Source organism: Streptomyces sp. NPDC008150 (assembly GCF_042956945.1).
Taxonomy (GTDB): Bacteria; Actinomycetota; Actinomycetes; order Streptomycetales; family Streptomycetaceae; genus Streptomyces.
In genome coordinates this window covers 240,397-258,773 of record NZ_JBIBHJ010000006.1, presented here as the reverse complement: position 1 = coordinate 258,773, position 18,377 = coordinate 240,397, and the positions used below count along the sequence as shown (strand labels likewise).

Sequence of the window (18,377 nt, the reverse complement as noted above, 5' to 3'; positions counted from 1 at the left end):
CGTGCGGAGGGTCAGGCGGGCCTGTCGGCCCACGGACGCACCGTGCCGAGCACGGCAGAGGTTCCGGCGTCGGTGTCCAGCAGCTCCAGGGCTGCCGCGGAGATCTCCTCGGGGGTGTGCCAGCGGGCCCCGTCCGTCCGCCGCCGCCAGCCCAGCACCAGGGGACGGCAGGCCGGCCGGGCGCGCAGTGCGGGCGGCAGGAGGTCCGGCGTCCACGCGGTCGGTCCGGCCGGGCGCGCGTGGCCGTGCGGGGCGGGTGCGGCCCACTCGCTCGTCAGCAGCAGTACGAGCGGGCCCCGCGGCAGGAGAGGACGAAGGACGTCGACGACCGTGCGCGCGGGCGCGGTTGGGGCGTACACCACGGCGCCCGAGAACCCGTCAGGGCCGGCCGCCCGTCGCAGCCGGGCGCCCAGGTCCGCGGTCGTGACGTCGGCGGCCAGGGGCCGCACGCGGCCTTCGTGCTCCCGTGCCAGGACGTCCAGGGCGGCGGCGTCGCGCGCGACGGCGGTGACCCGTGCGCCCCGCGCGGCCAGGGTCCGCACGGCGGGACGCAGGATGCGCGTCGCCCCGACGACGAGCACACCGCCGGACTCCGCGGCGGAGGCGCCCTGCTCTCCGACTTGGTGCTCGAACACCGCTTGGCCGCCCTCTCCACACGCTCCGGATGCCGGCCGTCCATGGCCGGATCCCGTCCGGCCGATCATCGGCAGGACAGGACCATCCTGCTCGACCGGTCGTCGGCGCGCCATCAATGTGCCCGTGTCTGCTCATTCATGCTCATTGACGCGCGTTCTTGGAGTGCCTAGGGTGCCGCTGAGACGGCCGCCGCTCGGCGTGCCCTCCCCCGTCCCTTCGTCGCCCGCCCCCGAGGTGATCCATGGCTGCCCAACCGCCCGCCCTCCTCCGCACCGCCGACCCGCCACCCGGCCGCGGCGGCATCGCGCTCGCCCAGGGCCGCTACGGCCTGCGCGGCAACGTCGAACTCCTGCTCTGCGACGCCTCGGACGGCCTGTGGGTCCTGTGGTTCAACAGCGACCCGCCGGGGACCGAACCCGAACCCTCGGGGCCGCCCCCCGGCGAGTGGAGCGGCGCGCTGCGCTTCGGCACCGGCCGCCGCTACGACGACGTCCAGATCGTGCAGAGCCGCCACGGCCCCCACCACCTGGAGGTGTACGCCCGCTCCGGCACGCATCTCCACCGACTGCGCTGGAGTCCCGAGGCCGCCTTCACCACCGAGGACCCGCCGCCCGCCGGAACGGTCACGACGGCCACCGCCGCGGAGACCACCGACGGCACCCCCTGGATTGCCCACCTCGGCACGGACAGACAGGCACGCCTGCTGCGCGCGGACCCCTCCGGCCACCCCCGCCTCGCCTGGTCCGCTCCCCCGGGCGACGCGTCGCGACTCCCGGCCGGGAACTGGCACACCGTGCTGCTGACTCCCCTGCCGGGCAGCCCGGTGCCCGGTGTCGGCCTGCTCGGTGCCGACGGGGGCACCTACGTCGGCCCGGCCGGCGACTCCCACCGGCTGCCGCCGGCCCGGACGGGCGCGGTGGCGACCGCACACGACGGCCCCCGCTTCTACCTCTGGACCGGCGGCACCGCGCTGGACGTCGTGCACCCCGGCGCCTCCGGAGCGGACCGGCGTCTGGAACTGCCCGGCGAGGGACCGGTCACGGCGATCGCCGCCACTCCCCTCGCCCACACCGAGGGACGGACCGACCTGGTGCTGCGCCGGGGCGGCCGGCTGTGGCACCTGACGGACGACGGAACCGGTGCCGCCACGTCGTCCCCTGTCGTCAGCCGTCTGACCTCCGGCACCAACGACGGCCCCGTGCACCGCGGTTGAGACCACTCCCCTGGCAGGCGCACCCGCGCGGAACGGAGCGTGCGGCGAAGGGGGTGGGCCCCCACCGATGGTGGGGGCCCACCCCCTTCGCCGCACCGGGTCACACAGTGCCCCGCGCGTACCCGGTCACACGGTGACCGCTCCGTCCGACGCGGAGCCGACGACCGCGACGTACTTGGCGAACACACCTCGCTCGACGTCCCGGGCCGGCCGCGTCCACGCCGCCGCTCGGCGGGCCAGTTCGTCGTCGGGCACGTCGAGGTCGAGGACGTTGCGGGCGCTGTCGACCGTGACCGTGTCGCCGTCCCGGACGAGGGCGATGGGTCCCCCGTGCCAGGCCTCGGGAGCGACGTGCCCGATCACCAGGCCGTGCGACACGCCGCTGAAGCGGCCGTCCGTCACGAGGGTGACCGAGTCGCCGAGCCCGCGTCCCACCAGGGCTCCGGTGATCGACAGCATCTCGCGCATGCCCGGTCCGCCGGCGGGGCCCTCGTACCGGACCACGACGACGTCCCCGTCCGTCACCGTCCCCGCCTGGATGGCGGCGAAGCACTCCTCCTCGGAGTCGTAGACGCGGGCGGGGCCCGACCGCACGAAGTCGGGTCGGCCGCCCAGCTTGAGGACACAGCCGTCGGGGGCCAGCGAACCCCGCAGGACGGCCAAGGCGCCCGCGGGCTTCACGGGGTGTGCCACATCGGTGACCACCTCCTGCCCCGGGGTCTCGGCCGCGTCGGACGCCACGTCGGCGAGGGTGCGCCCGTCGACGAGGGACACGGTGTCGCGCAGCACCCCGGCCGCCAGCAGCCGGGCGGCGACCAGCGAGGTGCCGCCCGCCCGCCAGAGGTCCGCGGAGGTGTGGGGTCCGCCGGGCTTGAGGGCGGTGATGATCGGTACCTCGCGACACAGCGCGCCGATGTCGTCGATGGCGAGATCGAGTCCGGCCTCGCGCGCGATGGCCAGCAGGTGCAGCACCGCGTTGGTGGAGCCGCCCATGGCGGCGACCGACGCGATGGCGTTGTGCAGGGCGTCCGCGGTGAGGATCGCGGACGGGCGCAGGTCGCGCGCCAGGACGTCCAGCGCGATCTCGCCCACGCGTTCGGCGGCCGCCGTCTTCTCCTCGGCGACGGCCGGGATGTCGCCCACCCCGAACGGCGCGAGCCCCAGGAAGTCCGCCACGGTGCCCATGGTGTTGGCGGTGTACTGCGCGGCGCAGGTGCCCGCCCCTGGACAGGCATGGCGCGCCAGGTCGTCGACGTCGTCCTGGCCGAGGCGGCCGACCGCGCGTTCCCCGAGTGCCTCCCACATGTCCTGCACGGTCACCTCGCGACCGCGCCAGGTCCCCGGCATCATGCTGCCGCTGTAGAGGAGTACGGAGGGGATGTCGAGGCGGGCCATCGCCATCATCGCGGCGGGAACCGTCTTGTCGCAGCCGACGATGCAGACCATCGCGTCGAACTGGTGGGCACGGCCCATGAGTTCGATGCTGTCGGCGATGACCTCGCGGCTCACCAGGGACGCGCGCATGCCGGGCGTCCCCATCGTCAGGTTGTCGGAGACGGCGATGGTGTTGAACTCCATCGGCGTCCCGCCCGCGCGCCGCACACCGACGGCGACGTGTTGGGCCAGGTCACGGTGGGTCAGGTTGCACGGCATCGTCCCCGTCCAGGTCGAGGCGATGCCGACGGTGGGGCGCCGGATGTCGTCGTCGCTCAGCCCCATGGCGTAGAGGTGGGAGCGTGCGGGCGCGCGGTCGGGATCGTCGGCGATGTTCATGGCGGCTCCTTCGGTGGTGCGGGCGTGCGGCGGGTCGGGCACCGGCCGGTCCCGGGCACGGCGGTGGTCCGGACGCAGTGGCGGGCCGGGGCGGTGGGCGGACGGGGACGGGGACGGGCGCCCGACGGGGTGCCCTGTGCCCGGTCAGTCACTCAGTCAGTGACCACGACCTGGTTGCGCAGGAGTCCGATGCCCTCCACCACCACCTCCACGACGTCCCCGTCACCCAGCCAGAGCTGCGGGTCGCGGCCCATCCCGACGCCGTGCGGGGTGCCGGTGGCGATGACGTCGCCGGGAAACAGGGTCATGAAGCGCGAGAGGTAGGCGATGGTCTCCGCTACGCCGAAGATCATCTCCTTGGTCGAACTGTCTTGCACGGTCGTGCCGTTGACCCGCGCGGTGACGGCGAGGTCCTGCGGGTCGGGCACCTCGTCGGCGGTGACGATCCACGGGCCGAGCGGGCAGAAGTCGTCGAAGTTCTTGCCCCGGAACCACTGTCCGTCCGCGAACTGCGCGTCGCGTGCGGAGACGTCGTTGGCGACGGTGTACCCGAAGACGTGCTCGGCGGCCTGTTCGGCGGTGACGTTCCGAGCTGTCCGCCCGACAACGACGGCGAGTTCGGCCTCCCAGTCGAGCTGCGCGGTGGTTCCGCGCGCGACGCGGACGGGCGCGGTGGGACCGGTCAGCGTGTGCGCGGTCTTGACGAAGGCGAGCGGGGCGCTCGGCGTCTCCAGGCCCGTCTCGCGGATGTGGTCGGCGTAGTTGAGGCCGATGCACACGATCTTCTGGGGCGCGGTGAGCGGGCTCAGCAGCTCGACGTCCGCGAGGGCGACGCCGGGCACGTCGGCCCGCAGCACCCGAGCGGCGGTGCCGTCGGCGACGAGGTCGCGCACGGCGTCGGCCATGTGGCGTGGTTCCTCGGGCAGGACCGGGTACACCGTGTCCCCCTCGACACGGGCGGCCATGATCCGGCCCTGGTGTCGTACGCGGGCGATCTTCACTGTTCCTCCGGGTGGTTCGGGACGGGCGTGGCAGGCGTGCCGTCGTCCGGGGTGCCGCTGCTGTGCGCGGGGGTCAGCCGAAGCGGGGCAGGAACCGGCGCTGGGCCTCGATCAGTTCGTCGGTGAGCGCCGCCGCGGCGTCGCGGTCGGTCACCGCGCCGTCCGCGATGACGGCCTCGACCACGAGGTCGCGGTCCGCGGTCATCGCCGCCTCGACCGCGATGTCGACGGAGGCGAGCCGTCGCGCGAGGATGCCGGTCAGGGGCGCGGACAGGTCGGGGACGCGCACGGGACGCAGACCGCGGGCGGTGGCCACGGCCGGGATCTCCAGCGCCGCCCCGTCCGCGAGGCCCGGGACGCTGCCCCGGTTGGGCACGTTCACCGAGAACATCTCGCGCCGGTCGAAGGTGATCGAGCGGATGATGGCGAGCAGTTGCTCCTGCTCACCGGTGGAGCGGTCGAAGGCGGCCGCGTCGAGCGGGACGTCGCCCTCCGCCTGGTCCCGCATCGACAGGTAGCGCTCCTCGCCCCACTGGAGGATCTCCGGCACGGAGAAGGCGTCGACGCCGAGCTTCTTGCCGTAGTAGTCCCCGCCCGCCCAGCGCTCCGGGAAGAACTCCACGACGTGGCGGTCGTTCGCCGCCGGATAGGCGCCGTAGGTGCGGAAGATCTCCCAGGAGAAGGGGTTGTGCCAGGCCTTGCCGTTCTCCCAGATCGCCCCGATGTCGTCGGGGTGCGGAGCCTCTGCCAGTTCGCGCTCCATACGGGCGCGGACCGCGGGCCAGGCGTCCTGGCCGCGGTGGCGGAAGTCGTAGATGAACGTGAGGTGGTTGATGCCGGCGTACAGCGTCGAGGTCTCCTCGAAGGGCAGGCCGGCGAAGGCGGCCAGTTCCCGCTGAACGTGGTGCATGCCGTGGCACAGCCCGACGACCTCGGCGCCCGCGTAGCGGGTCATGGCCTGCACGTTGGCGGTCATCGGGTTGCTGTAGTTGAAGAAGTAGGCGTCGGGGGCGAGTTCCACGACGTCCCGGGCGATGTCCACCATCACCGGCGTGGTGCGCAGCAGCCGGGAGATGCCGCCGGGCATGACCGAGTCGCCCACGGGCTGGTACACGCCGTGGCGTTGGCAGATCTCGTGGTCCGTCTGCCAGGCCGGCCGGCCGCCCACGCCGACGCAGGTCACGACGTAGTCCGCGCCCGGGAGTTCGGAGCGCCGGTCGGTGGAGGCGCGCACGGTGATGCGGTCCTCGGCGCCCCGGGCCTCGACCATGCGTCCGGCGAGCCGGTGCGCCACGGCGAGGGCCTCGGGGTTGACGTCGACGAGCCGGATCTCCCAGCGGCCGAGGTCCTCGGCGGTGATGAGGTCGGCGAGCAGCCCCCGGGTGAACACGGCGCTTCCGGCGCCGATGAGGACGAGTGAGCGGCGTTCCGAGGTGGTGTCGGACATGGGATCTTCCTTTCGGCGGGCCCGGCGGCGGACGTGCGCGGGCGCGGCGTGCCGTCCGGGCGGACCCGGTGCGGCGGGCTGGTGCTGGTGGGTGTCAGGCGTGGGCGGGCGCGTCGGGGCCGGCGGCCGGGGGCAGCCGGTCCGTGGCGGCGGGGTCCAGTGGCCGTCCGGCGAGCCGGGCGGCCACGAGCGCGGCGCCCACGACGGGCGACGTACGGGGCGGGCGGGGTGCGAAGGGGGCGGGCCCGGCACCGAGGGCCGCGACGAAGGCGTCCCTGACCTGGGGGACGCCGAGGACGCCACCCGACCAGGAGACCGGTACGGACTCGTCCGCGGCGGCGCCGAGCGGTGGCCGCGCGGCCCGCACCAGGGCGGCGAGTTCCTGTCCCGCCTCGGTGAGGAGCGCGGCACACGCCGTGTCGCCGGCGGCGGCCGAGGCGGTGACGACGCGGCTGAGGGAGGCGACGGCGGTGCGGTCCCAGCGGGCCAGGAGCACGACGTCCACCAGGTCCAGGTCGTCGGTGAGGGCCAGGTGTTCCCGCAGCAGGCCGTGGAGCGGACCGCGGGGTGCCCGGCCGTCGCTCATCCGTGTGAAGAGGTTCAGTCCCCGCACGGCGAGCCAGTGCGCGGAGCCCTCGTCGCCGAAGAGTTCGCCCCAGCCTCCGGTGCGTGCCTGTCTGCCGCGCAGGACGCCGTATGCCATGGAACCGGTGCCGCTGATGACGTTGACGCCGTCCGCGAGCAGGAGCGAGCCTGCCCAGCCGCACACCATGTCGTTGCCGACGGCGCAGCGTTCGTGTCCCAGCACCCGGGGTGCCAGGGCGTTCAGGGCGCCCGTCAGCGCGGCGGACTCGCCGTGGCCGGGCAGTCCGAGGAAGGCGTGGCCGAGCTCGGCGGCGGGGACGCCGGCCTGCGCGCAGACCTCGGCGATCCCCTCGCGCAGCACGTCTTCGGCTCTGTCCGTGCCTCCTTCGCCCGTCGCGGGCGAGGTGGACGGGCCGTGCGTGAGACCGCGCACGGTCCCCGACGCGTCAAGGACGCAGAAGGCGGTCTTGGTGCCGCCTCCGTCGACTCCCAGGTACACGGGCGTTGTCCCCTTTCGCAGTGGCGGGTGTTCTTCGCGTTCGCGTTCGCGTTCGCGGGCGCGGTCGCTGTGTTGTCGTGTCGCGCCGACAGGTGCTGGGCTGTCGCGGATGCCGGTGCGGACCCGGCGCGGGTCAGCGCTCGGCCGGCGGGTGGATGGTGACGCCCCGCACGACGCGGTTGACCTCCCCGGCGGGGAAGGGGTTGTCCGGTGTCAGGCCGTGCGCCAACGAGGCGTTCAGGGCGACCAGTTGGGCGCACACGACGGCGGGCAGCGCCAGCGCGGCGTCGTCCGCGTCCGCCATGCCCGGGACGAGCCAGGTGCGGTCGGCGGGCAGTCCCTCGGTGCTCGCCGCGACGGCGACGACCTGTCCCACGGGCAGTGCCGTGCTCAACTCCCGGAAGATGTCCAGGTCGTACAGCCGGGTGTAGGGGTCGTTCGAGACGTACACGACCGCGGCGGTGTCCGGTGTCAGGAACGCCTTGGGCCCGTGCCGGAATCCCAGGGAGGACTCGGCGAGAGCGCTGACGGCTCCGCCGGTCAGCTCCAGCAGTTTGAGCGCGGACTCGCCGGCGAGGGCCTTCAGGGGGCCGCTGCCGAGGTAGACGAAGCGTCGCGGTTCGTTGCCGACGAGTGCGGCGACGCGGCGCGCGAACTCCGGTGACAGCAGTTCCCGGGCCGCGGCCGGGGCGGCGTGGAGACCGCGGACCTGCCCGGTGCCGAGCGCGCCGAGCGCGCCGAGCGCGCCGAGCAGCATGCAGGTGAGGCTGGAGGTCATGGCGAAGCCCTGGTCCTCCGCCTCGGCGGGCGTGAGCAGGACGAACGAGTCGGGGCGCGTGTCGTGCCCGGCGGCCAGCGCGCCCGAGGCGTTGCAGGTGACGACGAGGTGGGCGCAGCGGTCCAGGAAGCGGTCGGCGAGCGCGGTGGCGGCGGTGCTCTCGGGACTGTTGCCGGAGCGCGCGAAGGACACCAGGAGGGTGGGTCGTCCGGGGTCCTCGAAGCAGGCGGCGGGCTCGGCGACGATGTCGGTGGTGGCGATGGCCTCGACCGTGCGCCCGAGGGCTGCGGCCAGCACCGAGCGTGCGATTCCGCCCGCGTAGGCGGACGTTCCGGCGCCGGTGAGGACGACGCGCAGGCCCGGTTCGGCGAGGAGCGGGGCGAGGAACGCGTCGAGTGCGGCCCGTTGTTCACCGAGCCGGGCGAGCATGTCCTCCCACAGGCGCGGCTGTTGCCGGATCTCCCGGTCGGTGTGCGCGGCGCCCGCGGGCACGGCGGGAAGGTCGCGGGTCTCGGGGGTGGTCGTCACACGTACTCCTCGGAACGTCGGGCACAGGCGTGGTCGTAGTCGCGCAGCACGTCGCGTATCCGGTCGACGAGGATGTCGTGCGGCCGGGGTGCGAGGGTGCCGGCCCTGACGCGCGCGTACTGCAGGGGCAGTTGCGCGGAGAGCAGGGGCAGGGGCAGCGGGCGGTCCCGCAGGTTGTCGAGCAGCCGGTGCTGCGCCGCGGCGATCTCGGGGTCGGTCCAGTAGTAGCGGACCCGGTCGCTGTAGCCGTAGAGGCGGTTCAGGCGCTGTTCGAGGGGGTCGCCCTCGGCGTACCGCGACCATCCGGCGGGGTCCTCGCGCATCCGGCGGTCGATGACCTCCACCAGGTGCGAGAGGTCGCTCTCGGGGACCGTCTCGCGCTCGACGGCGGCGAGCGCGAACAGGGCCTCCCGCAGGGCGAAGGTCAACTGGGGCCCGACCTTGAGGACGGCCCAGTGGTCGCGCACCAGCCGGGCGAGCGAGTCCGGGAGTTGGTAGTCGGTGGAGTGCGCCTCGAAGACGATCCGGGGTTCGTCGTCCAGGACGGCACGCAGCGCGGCGGTTCGGTCGTCGCGGTAGTCCACGACACCGTGGTGGTCGAACTCGACGCCGGGTTGCACCACGAGCGCCATGACGCGCTCCCACGCGGCGGAGAGTCCCGCCGCGGCGAACGCCGCCCGGTGGGTGTCGAGCGTGCGGCGGGCGGCGCCCGCGGACGTGGGCGGTACGTCGGTCAGTACGTGGTCGGCGCCGCCCGGGACGGGCACCTCGGTGCCGATGACGTACCGCAGCCGCGCGGCGTCCGCGCCGGCCGCGTCCTCGGCGACCCGCACGAGGCGGACGGTCCGTTCGGCGACGACGTCGTCCGGCAGCGGGAGGCTCTCGCCCGCGCAGGCGAAGCTGCAGTCCAGGTGGATCTTGGTGAACCCGGCCTCGACGTAGGCGCGCACGAGGGCGTCGGCCTCCTCCATCGCCGCCCCGGCGGGGCGGTCGCGCCAGCCGTTCGGCCCCAGGTGGTCGCCGCCGAGCACCACGCGGTCGCGGGGCAGTCCGAGGCGGTCGGCCGTATCGAGCACGAGCGCCCGGAACGCGGCGGGCCGCATGCCCGTGTAGCCGCCGTACTGGTCGACCTGGTTGGACGTCGCCTCCACGAGCAGGGCGCGGCCGGACTCACGGGCCTGCGCCACGGCCGCCTCCAGCACGAGCGGGTGGGCGCTGCACACCGACGTGATGCCGTGCGCCTCTCCGGCTTTCTGGTCTCGTACCAGTTGGTCCAACACCGACGACATGCCAGCCCCTTGCCTGCGACAACAGAATGGTGGGTGAGGAAACCCGGTCAGGCGGGCCTCTCGAGGATGAGGCTACTGGTATGAACCGGTCTGGTCAAAGATCTATCTGGTATTATTCTGGTATGCCTAGCCATTCGGAACCCGAGGCCGCCGGAGTGCACGGCGAGACCCTCCCCCTCTACTCCCAGGTGGCCCAGCGCCTGCGGGAGGACATCACAGGCAGCGACCTGCGCCCCGGCGACCGTCTGCCCTCCGAGCGCGTCCTCGCCGACCGGTACGACGTCTCCCGCGTCACCATGCGCGCGGCGCTCAACAGGCTCGCGGAGGGTGCCCTGATCGCCTCCGCCCCGGCCCGCGGCTGGTTCCTCCAGGAGGACCGCGCCGCGGACCATCCCGCCCTGCCCCGTCCCAGCGAGGGTCGCCGGGTGCAGGGTTTCGCCGACTACGCCCTGCGGCACGGGCTGGCCGTCCGCACCCGCATGCTCGACACCGAGGTACGCGCGGCCACGATCGCCGAGGCGGAGGAACTGCGCATCGCCCCCGGCGCACCGCTCTTCACCATGCGCAGGCTGCGGTTCCTCGACGACCTGGTGGTGGTCGTCGAGCACAACCGGCTGCCGCTCGCCCTGTGTCCGGCCCTCGCGGACACCGACTTCACCGAGGCCTCGCTCTACGCCACACTGCGGCAGGCCGAGCCCCCGCAGGTCCCGCACGTCGCCGACTACTCCGTCGAGGCCCGCCAGCCGACCGACGAGGAGCGGACCCTGCTGGAGATCACCGACGCCACACCCGTGCTCGTCGCCACCCAGCTCGCCTTCAACCAGGAGGCGCGGCCCTTGGAACTGACGGTCGCCATCTACCGCGGCGACCGCTACCGCTTCCGCGCCTCGATCACGGACTGAGCGCCCCGTCACCGGGCGCGATCCGGCAGCCGGAACAGCCCGAAGGGGGACGGACGGGCGGCCCGTCCGTCCCCCTCCGGCACGGTCTCAGCCCTGCTCGCGCATGGCCCACGGGGAGCCGTACTCGGTGAGCAGGTCGAGGAACGGGCGCGGCGGCAGGGCCTCCGGCCCGAGGACACCACTGCCCGACCACGCGCCGTTGGCGAGGAGTTCGAGGGCCACGACCGGATTGATCGCGGTCTGCCAGACCACGGCCTGGGAGCCGTACTCCGCCATCGACCACGCGTTGTCGACCACGTGGTACAGGTACACCTCGCGCGGAGCGCCGTCCTTGGAGCCCTTGACCCAGGTGCCCGCGCACGTCTTGCCCGTCATCCGGTCGCCGAGGCCGGCCGGATCGGGGAGACAGGCGGCGACGACGTCGCGCGGGGAGACCGCGACGGGGCCGTCCGGACCCTTGACCGTCACCGGGGCGGTGGAGTCCAGGCCGAGTTCGTGCAGGGTCTTCAGCTTGGCGATGAAGTCGTCCCCCAGGCCGTACTTGAAGGTCACCCGCTTGCTGTCCACCCAGCGGGGGATCAGCAGGACCTCCTCGTGCTCGACATTGACGCACTCGACCGGGCCGATGCCCTCGGGGAAGTCGAAGACCTCGGGCTCGCTGAACGGCGCGGTGGTGTACCAGCCGCGGCCGGCCTCGTAGACGACCGGCGGGTTCAGGCACTCCTCGATGGTGGTCCAGATGCTGAACGACGGGGCGAAGTCGTACCCCTCGACCGTGAGGTTGGCGCCGTCACGGACGCCGATCTCCTCGATGTCGTCGAAGAGTTCGTCGGCCGCGTAGCGGGCGAAGACGTCGGAGAGGCCCGGCTCGACACCCATGCCGACGAGTGCGAGACGGTCCGATCCCTCCCACCGTGCGGCCAGTTCGAACTGGTCGTCGCCGAGCTTGGTGCCCGTCTCCTCGTACGGCCGCTCGGCGTGCGGCACCGAGAGGGACATGGCCATGTCGATGTAGTGGGTGCCGGCGGCGAGCGCCGCGCGGAACAGGGGCATCACGAAGCGCGGGTCGGTCGCGTTGAGCAGCGCGTCGCAACGGTGCTCGGCGAGCGCCGCCCGCACCGCGTCCTCGTCGGAGGCGTCCAGGCGGATCGCGGAGAACCGGTCGTCACCGGCGGTGTCGACGGCGGACCGAGCACGGGTGAGGTCGTAGTCGGCGACGACGAGGTGGGTCAGGAAGTCGCGGCGGGCGGCGATGCGGGTGACGGCGGTGCCGACACCGCCCGCGCCGACGAGGAGTACGCGCATGGCAGAGGCCTTTCGGATGTGCGGGAGGCGTGACGACAGGTGCGGCGGCGCACGTGCGCCTCCCGGGAGGACCGGCTTCGATGCAACCCCGGGCCGGACAGTAAGGTCAACCGCGTTGGCATAAGGGTCCCGGCCCCGGACGGCCGGGACGGCGGGACTGCGGGACGGCGGGACTGCGGGACTGCGGGACGGCGGGACGGACGCGGCGTACGGAGTGAGAGGCGGAGGACACATGGCCAAGAAGGTGGTGCCGGAGGAAGCACGGCGGCGGCGCAGGCCGACCCGTCAAGGGGCGGTGCTCTCCGAGGAGTTGATCGTCGCCACGGCCCTGCGCGTACTGCGCGAGCACGGTACGGCCGGTCTCACCGCCCGCCGTCTCGGCACGGCGCTGGGCGCGGACCCGAGCACCCTCTACCGCTACTTCTCCGGCATGGACGACCTGGCCCGCGCGGTCGGCGACGAACTGATGGGCCGTGCCCTCAACAGCTGGAACCCAAGCGGCAGTTGGCGGTCCGACCTGCGCAGCCTGGGCCTGGCCGTGCACGCCTCCTACCTCGCCCACCCGCACGCCGCGGTGCTCACCGCGTCCCGGGTCAGCGGACGCACCCGGGAGATCGCGGTGGACGAGACGATCCTCGGCATCCTGCGCGGCACCGGCCTGCCCGACATGCAGGCGGTCCGGTTCTACCACGCCTTCATCGACCTCGTGCTGGGCTTCGCCGCCCTCGACGCCGGCTCCCTCGCACTCTCCGAGGAGGCCCGCACCGCGGACGAGGACATGTGGCGCTCCACCTACGCCCGCCTACCGGCCGCGACCCACCCGCACATCGCCGCCACCGCCCCGCTGCTCGCCGCCCGGATGCCGCACAGCGCCTACCCGGTGGTACTGGACAGCCTGCTGGACGGTGTCGCAGCGGCACTCGCCGCCACGGGCGACGGACCGGGGGCGTGAGCGGAGGGGGAGGCGGTCGGTCACACCCCCTGCACGTCGGTCGTTACCGTGAACCCTTCTCGGCGGCATGCGTCGAGAACCCTCGCTGCGGCACCGGTCCAGAAGAGTAGCGCCGGCCCTGGTCGGTGCGCAGTCCGACACCAGACGTACCCAGGCGGCCACGGCAGGGGAAAATCTCGACGATGTCCTCCGGTGTGCCGTCCAGCGGCTGCGCTCCCGACAACCGCGACACGGCACCGAAAAAGCGGATCCTCAGGCGCACTCGCCTGTGCTCAACCGTGAGGACGCCGAACGGCCAGGTCGCGTTGAGCCGCCCCTCACCGAAACGCACAACTGGCAAGTTCGCCCCACCCGTTACCTGCATCTACTCAGGCTGCCCAGGACGGATCACCACCTTTCCGGCCGGGTGGCGCTGCGGTCCTGACCAGGTGTCCTGCGCGCCCTGTCCGCGCACTTGCGAAACGTCGCCCCCTCGGAGGCGTCGATCAGCTGAAGCCTGCCGCACGGTTTTCACTGCGAGGGTCCGACGAGCAGCGGTCGTCCGGTCCTGTCCCACGTGTCTGGCGGCGCCACGGGCGGGCGTGGTTGACCGCTTCGGCCGCGAGTTCACACCGGTCGTCCAGGTCGACGACGACAACGGCGGGTGAGCCGTCTGCGGGGCACTGCTGATGCCATTCGCCGTTGGGAGCGGCGACCCCAGAGGGCGTTGTTTCAGCGTGCTCGGTCGGTACGGCCAGGCTGACCCAGTAGCTGTTGCTCGCGGCGTGCCCCAGGGTCTGCGCGGCGACGTTGCCGGGCCGGACCCCCGTCGTGGAGAGCAGAACGCAGTCGACGTCCAGGGCCTCGTATTCGGCGAACTGCTCCGGGTAGTGAATCTCCATGCCGAGCAGGCACCCGAACCGGACCCCGTCGAGATCGAAGGTCACCGGAGAACGTCCGGGCGAGTACATATACATCCCCTTGGTGCGCGACAGCCGTCGCTCGTCGTAGCGGGTGACTACCGCCCCTTGGTCGGACACGACGTACAGGCTGTTGTGCGGGCGGTTCGCTCCGGACAGGCGGTGCGGCGCGGCGATCACGGTCCACAGCCGCAACTCTGCTGCCAGATCAGCGATCTTGGCCAACTCCGCCTGCGCAACCGGCCATCGGTAGCGGTCCCAGTCTGCGGGGCCGACCGTGTCCGGGCCGGTGACGGACAGAATGCGCTTGTTGGGGAAGCAGATCGCCCCTTCCGGAAACTGGACGATCCTCGCTCCCTGCTCGTGGGCCTGACGCATCAAGTCACGGACCTGGAGTCCGCTGGCGCGCAGCGCGTCGACGTCGCGGGGGTCCTCGCGTGCCGGAGTCTGCGCAACGGCAAGGCGTACCGCTTCGGTGGGCCAGGCACCCTCCGCCATGGTTGTGGCACCAGGGGACGTTGGCGGAAGGAAGTGGCGCAGGGCGGCGGTATAGGACTCTCCGGTCCGAGCCGCACGGGCGCGTACCTGGCGCTTGAAATTGTGATGGGCGGTCATGGCGGCCTTCCACGCCTTGAGCGACAGCTCCCCGGCAACCTCGCCCGAGGCGATCGGGCTGCAACAGCGACCTGAGACCCTGGTCCCTTTGCCTCCGTGTCAGACCGTGCCGGGGACGGTCGCGGGAGGTTCGGCGTAGGCCACGCCCTGGCTATTCTGACGCCGTCCGACCGAGAGTCGCAAGCAGGTCGGATCCGGGCGGTCGGTTCCGGCCTCGCCACACTCTTGCCGGGAAAGGCGACGTGTTGCCATTGCTCGACGTCGGACAGCGCAGAGGCTCCTCAGGACCGGCTTCTTATCCCTGCGGATGACAGCCCTTCGTCCGGTCGGTCGGTCAAGGGTCATGCCGGTGCCGACAAGGCAGCCCCACTGCTGGTCGGTCCACCCTGGTGACGTCCGACCAGACGACCCTCTCGACTGACCCGACCGACCCGGGAGTTCCGCTCAAGAAAACTGGGGCCGTAACCCGATGCCTCCACGGGCGGCCAAGTCCCCTGCGCTCGTACGGAGTCAGGATTCTTCTACCCCGTCGACGCGATGGCTGAGCAGGTCCCCCGGCTGGCACTCAAGGACTTCACAGATCCTCGTGAGGGTTGTGAACCGGATGGCCTTGGCCTTTCCATTTTTCAGGATGGAGAGGTTCACGTTGGTGACGCCGACGCGTGAAGCCAACTCAGCGAGCGTCATGCCACGCTCTCGCAGGAGGCGGTCGAGGTGCACCTCGATGGCATGGGTCTCTGGTGCTTGTGACCCCATTCAGACGGTGCCTTCCAAGTCGTCACGCATGGCTGCTCCTGACCGGGTGATACGCGCGAACACAAGTACCCCCATCGCCGTCAGCACCTGGAAATAGGGCGTGGTCCAGACGCCTGTCCAGGTACCCACGTTGAAGGGGGCCTCGGTGGTGAGGGTGGAGAGAAGGGCGGTCCGCGCGGTGGTCTCAACGGCGCGGGCGGCAAGGCTCCCGATGAGCAGCCACCAGCCCAGCAGGCGCAGCCGCCCCGCGGTCCACAGGGTGTACACACCGTCCCGCGCGGAGACGCTCAGGAGACGGTTGAGTATGAGCAGCGCCCCGGTCATCAGCACGAACGAAGGGAAGCCCGCGAGGAACGACAGAGTCTGCTGATACGTCCCCGGATCATCGGCGCAGTATCGAGGGACAGTGTCGACCTGGACGCCCGCCTTCGGGTGCAGCCCCATGGAAGCCTCGCTCGTGGTGCTCGAGATCCAGTCAGTGCTGACACAGGCATCCGAGCCACCCCACTCGAAGTGGACATCGGTGTCGAAGAGGCTCAGCGCGAGACTCAGCACCATGAAGCCGAGCAGGACGCGCACCACGATCGACACGACCGAGGACAGCGGCTCGAGCAACCTGGAGTCGTCCGCCATCGTTTCCCCCTGGTTATCGTTTATCGATGTTATCGATAAACGATAACCAGGGGGAAATGGCCCGCGCAAGAGCCAAGGATCGCTTCGACTGCCTCCGACCCAGACGGGAGAGAGCAGAACAGTCGCAACACGGCCACTGTCCGCTGTCGCGCCCTGCGCGCCGGGTGGACGGGCAGGCGGCGTACAGGATCTGAGCGCCCGCCAGGGGCGACCGGTCGGACGCCTGTCGCGGGGAACGGTCGGACTGGGGCGACGAAGATCTTCTCGCCTCACGCCCCGCGGACCGCTGAACGGTTCTGTGCCGCCTATCCGCGACACAACGCCAACTACCAAGGTGCCGGTCTACGCCGCGCACGCAAGGGAGGCCGAGTGCCCGCCGGTCGCCGCGCGCAAGGCGCCCCGGGATGGGGTGAGCGAAGTCGACCCGCCGCGCCGGGCGCGGGCCCGCTGCCGGAATGCCCGAGTGCCGACGCAAGGTCCAGCTCGGGGTCGAACGGCCCGCGGCCGCCGGCAACTACCCGCACGAACCAAAATTTTGCAGCCTGGAGGATCGCCATTCGAGGCTCCGCTCCAGCAACAGCGAACCCGAGGCGGCCAGTTCGCGACGTCCTCCACTCGCCATGAACGAGTCCGAGGGCCCAATCAACAAGTTCTCCGACCTGGTTGGCGAATTCCGGGCAGGGTCTCAGCGACTATGCGGCTCAACGCAGGCCTCCCAGTCGTGGCAGGATGCCGGCATGAGTGCAACCCGAAAGGACCGTGCCGCGTAGGCGCCCCGGCGCGGTTCGTGCCGAGTTGAGACGGCGGCCAATCACCAGTATTGGTGGGCGACAGGTTGCCGGCGTCTCCGCTTTGACCCGCGCGGCCATCAGACGTGTTGAGTCGGCACAACCCCTGGGGTCCGGGGCAGTTGCCGAAGCTCTGGATCGATACCGCGCCTTCGTACGCCAGCCCGGTCGCATCCGTCCTTCCGAGTGCCCGGGGTGTCCGGGCTGCGACCCCTTCGAGTCCCGGATTCTCCTTCAGGGCGTGCTCGATGCCCTGCCGTCGGGAGCCCGCGTCGAGCTTGAACGGATCATGGCACCGTTGGACGAGGCGTTCGAGCGTCGGACGGTGCACCTTCCACAACTGGCTGCTCTGAACTCGTTCTTGGCGGAGCACTGGTGGCTTCAGAGGTCTGTGGAGCGCTGACACGAGAGGCCAAACGCCGGGGCCCGGCTTCGCCGTTCGCGACGACCAAGTACGGCTATTTCACGGCTCTCAGCCTGCGCCCTCCCCTTTCCCCTTGCCCTTCGTCCCGGTAGCAGGGTCGCCGATGGTGCGCCGTTACAGCGCGTTGCTGACGGTTCACTCTGCCTGGCGCGGAGGCGGGAACGGGAAGGGCTGGTGCCGGGCAGCGGTACCACCGTGGCCTGTGGGCAGGCGGCGGTGGTCAGGCCGGCGAGGCGCCGCGCCAGAGTTTGGCGCCGGCCGCAAAGACGATCGGATCCATGGTGGCCAGCTCTGCTCGCACTCGGGCTTCGAACCGGGTTCGGGCATCTGCCGGCAGAGCGTCGAAGAAGGCGCGGGAACCGTGCGAGAGCCCCCAGTTCCAGAACGTGTCGGCGTCGGGAACGGGAAGACGCTGCTCGATGGCGATCGCGCCCACGCCGGTGAATCTTCCCGCAGCGAGGAACTGCTCCTCGTCCAAGGGACGACTGAGCCGGCCTTCGCCGACGGGTATGAGGGGCTGAAACTCCCGGAAGAGCGCACCGTAGAACTCCCATTCCGGCGCGGCCTCGACGGCACCGGGAAGGGAGAAGGAGAACACTCCACCGGGCGTGAGGACTCGACGGATCTCCCGGGCTGCCACAGCCGGATCGTCGAGCAGGTGGACCACGAATCCCGCACAGACCAGATCGAAGGAGTTGTCGGGGAAGTCCAGCTGGTGAGCGTCCATCACCCGCGCTTCGTGAACCTGTGGGTACTGGGTCGAGATCCGCTCGACCATGCCGGGGGCGCAGTCCACCGCCGTCACCTGGCACCCGCGGGCAAGCAAGGCAGCGGTCAGGGCGCCGCGCCCGGCGCCCAGATCGAGAGCACGGGTGCCGTGCGCCGGAGCGAGCCACTCAATGTGCTGTTGGCCGAACCCGGTGAAGAACGGCAGTAACTCGTCGTACACCGGGGCCACTTGGTCGAAGAGGGCGATAGCTCGCGCTGTGGTCATAGCCGGCCATCCTGGCAGAGGGACACATGGCCTGTACACCCATTTCACTACCGCGCGCTCGGTCCGCCACGATGACGGGCACCTGCCCGCCCCCTGTTTCACCACTTCACGGCACCCGGCCGGGATCGACAACGACGACACGCGGCAAGTGATCTGGAACGAGGAAGACCGTGATCGGCACCGTCGGCGTCCGGACTGCCGACAGCACCATGCAGTCCCCGATGAGAACGGCCCCTGCACCGGGGGCAGTAGAAGCCGTCAGGTTCTGCGATGCAGCGGACGTCTCCGGGCCGCCACACAGTACGCAGGCCCCTGGAAGGGCACCGCAGAGCCGAACCGCTGGCCGCGGGCCCACCCGCC

Annotated in this window: 15 protein-coding genes; 3 read left to right on the top strand and 12 right to left on the bottom strand. The window is 71.7% G+C overall.

Annotated features, from left to right (window positions below):
• Positions 1–11: 11 nt before the first annotated feature.
• Entirely contained in the window at positions 12–635 is a 624-nt protein-coding gene (locus tag ACFZA0_RS17575) for a hypothetical protein (protein WP_391017145.1), read from the bottom strand.
• Positions 636–877: 242 nt separating this feature from the next.
• On the opposite strand from ACFZA0_RS17575, the gene ACFZA0_RS17570 reads away from it, so the two are divergent.
• The gene (locus ACFZA0_RS17570) at positions 878–1,849 is read left to right on the top strand and encodes a hypothetical protein (RefSeq protein WP_391017142.1); all 972 of its coding nucleotides are present in this window, start codon (positions 878–880) and stop codon (positions 1,847–1,849) included.
• Positions 1,850–1,975: 126 nt separating this feature from the next.
• On the opposite strand, the gene ilvD is transcribed toward ACFZA0_RS17570, so the two are convergent.
• The 6 genes from ilvD to ACFZA0_RS17540 all read right to left on the bottom strand — a co-directional run bounded on the left by ilvD (position 1,976) and on the right by ACFZA0_RS17540 (position 9,749).
• Positions 1,976–3,622, bottom strand: coding sequence for a dihydroxy-acid dehydratase (gene ilvD, locus ACFZA0_RS17565; protein WP_391017139.1), 1,647 nt, complete (start codon positions 3,620–3,622; stop codon positions 1,976–1,978).
• A 152-nt stretch (positions 3,623–3,774) separates the two neighbouring features.
• Positions 3,775–4,623 (bottom strand): fumarylacetoacetate hydrolase family protein, encoded by an 849-nt coding sequence (locus tag ACFZA0_RS17560; protein WP_391017137.1) that lies wholly within the window; start codon positions 4,621–4,623, stop codon positions 3,775–3,777.
• Positions 4,624–4,696: 73 nt separating this feature from the next.
• The gene (locus ACFZA0_RS17555) at positions 4,697–6,070 is read right to left on the bottom strand and encodes a hypothetical protein (RefSeq protein ID WP_391017134.1); all 1,374 of its coding nucleotides are present in this window, start codon (positions 6,068–6,070) and stop codon (positions 4,697–4,699) included.
• A 94-nt stretch (positions 6,071–6,164) separates the two neighbouring features.
• On the bottom strand, positions 6,165–7,154 hold the full coding sequence (locus ACFZA0_RS17550; RefSeq protein WP_391017131.1) for a BadF/BadG/BcrA/BcrD ATPase family protein: 990 nt from the start codon (positions 7,152–7,154) through the stop codon (positions 6,165–6,167).
• Between the two features lie 133 nt (positions 7,155–7,287).
• Positions 7,288–8,460 (bottom strand): tagatose-6-phosphate ketose isomerase, encoded by a 1,173-nt coding sequence (locus tag ACFZA0_RS17545; RefSeq protein ID WP_391017128.1) that lies wholly within the window; start codon positions 8,458–8,460, stop codon positions 7,288–7,290.
• Positions 8,457–9,749: a D-tagatose-bisphosphate aldolase, class II, non-catalytic subunit gene (locus ACFZA0_RS17540; protein WP_391017125.1), complete on the bottom strand. Its 1,293-nt coding sequence runs from the start codon at positions 9,747–9,749 to the stop codon at positions 8,457–8,459. Before ACFZA0_RS17540 ends, ACFZA0_RS17545 begins: the two co-directional genes overlap by 4 nt.
• Before the next feature lie 122 nt (positions 9,750–9,871).
• On the opposite strand from ACFZA0_RS17540, the gene ACFZA0_RS17535 reads away from it, so the two are divergent.
• Positions 9,872–10,651, top strand: coding sequence for a UTRA domain-containing protein (locus ACFZA0_RS17535; RefSeq protein ID WP_391017122.1), 780 nt, complete (start codon positions 9,872–9,874; stop codon positions 10,649–10,651).
• 87 nt (positions 10,652–10,738) lie between these two features.
• On the opposite strand, the gene ACFZA0_RS17530 is transcribed toward ACFZA0_RS17535, so the two are convergent.
• Positions 10,739–11,956, bottom strand: coding sequence for a saccharopine dehydrogenase C-terminal domain-containing protein (locus ACFZA0_RS17530; RefSeq protein ID WP_391017120.1), 1,218 nt, complete (start codon positions 11,954–11,956; stop codon positions 10,739–10,741).
• Positions 11,957–12,188: 232 nt separating this feature from the next.
• Between ACFZA0_RS17530 and ACFZA0_RS17525 the strand changes: the two genes are divergently transcribed.
• Positions 12,189–12,908 carry a TetR/AcrR family transcriptional regulator C-terminal domain-containing protein gene (locus ACFZA0_RS17525; protein ID WP_391017117.1) on the top strand — a complete coding sequence of 240 codons (720 nt, stop codon included), beginning with the start codon at positions 12,189–12,191 and terminating at the stop codon, positions 12,906–12,908.
• Positions 12,909–13,393: 485 nt separating this feature from the next.
• On the opposite strand, the gene ACFZA0_RS17520 is transcribed toward ACFZA0_RS17525, so the two are convergent.
• The 4 genes from ACFZA0_RS17520 to ACFZA0_RS17505 all read right to left on the bottom strand — a co-directional run bounded on the left by ACFZA0_RS17520 (position 13,394) and on the right by ACFZA0_RS17505 (position 18,017).
• A complete protein-coding gene (locus ACFZA0_RS17520; protein ID WP_391017114.1) occupies positions 13,394–14,422 on the bottom strand; it encodes a nitrilase-related carbon-nitrogen hydrolase in 1,029 nt (342 codons plus the stop codon).
• Positions 14,423–14,932: 510 nt separating this feature from the next.
• The gene (locus ACFZA0_RS17515; protein WP_391017111.1) at positions 14,933–15,178 is read right to left on the bottom strand and encodes a helix-turn-helix domain-containing protein; all 246 of its coding nucleotides are present in this window, start codon (positions 15,176–15,178) and stop codon (positions 14,933–14,935) included.
• On the bottom strand, positions 15,179–15,811 hold the full coding sequence (locus ACFZA0_RS17510; RefSeq protein WP_391017109.1) for a hypothetical protein: 633 nt from the start codon (positions 15,809–15,811) through the stop codon (positions 15,179–15,181).
• 1,432 nt (positions 15,812–17,243) lie between these two features.
• Positions 17,244–18,017: a methyltransferase domain-containing protein gene (locus ACFZA0_RS17505; RefSeq protein ID WP_391017108.1), complete on the bottom strand. Its 774-nt coding sequence runs from the start codon at positions 18,015–18,017 to the stop codon at positions 17,244–17,246.
• Positions 18,018–18,377 lie beyond the last annotated feature (360 nt).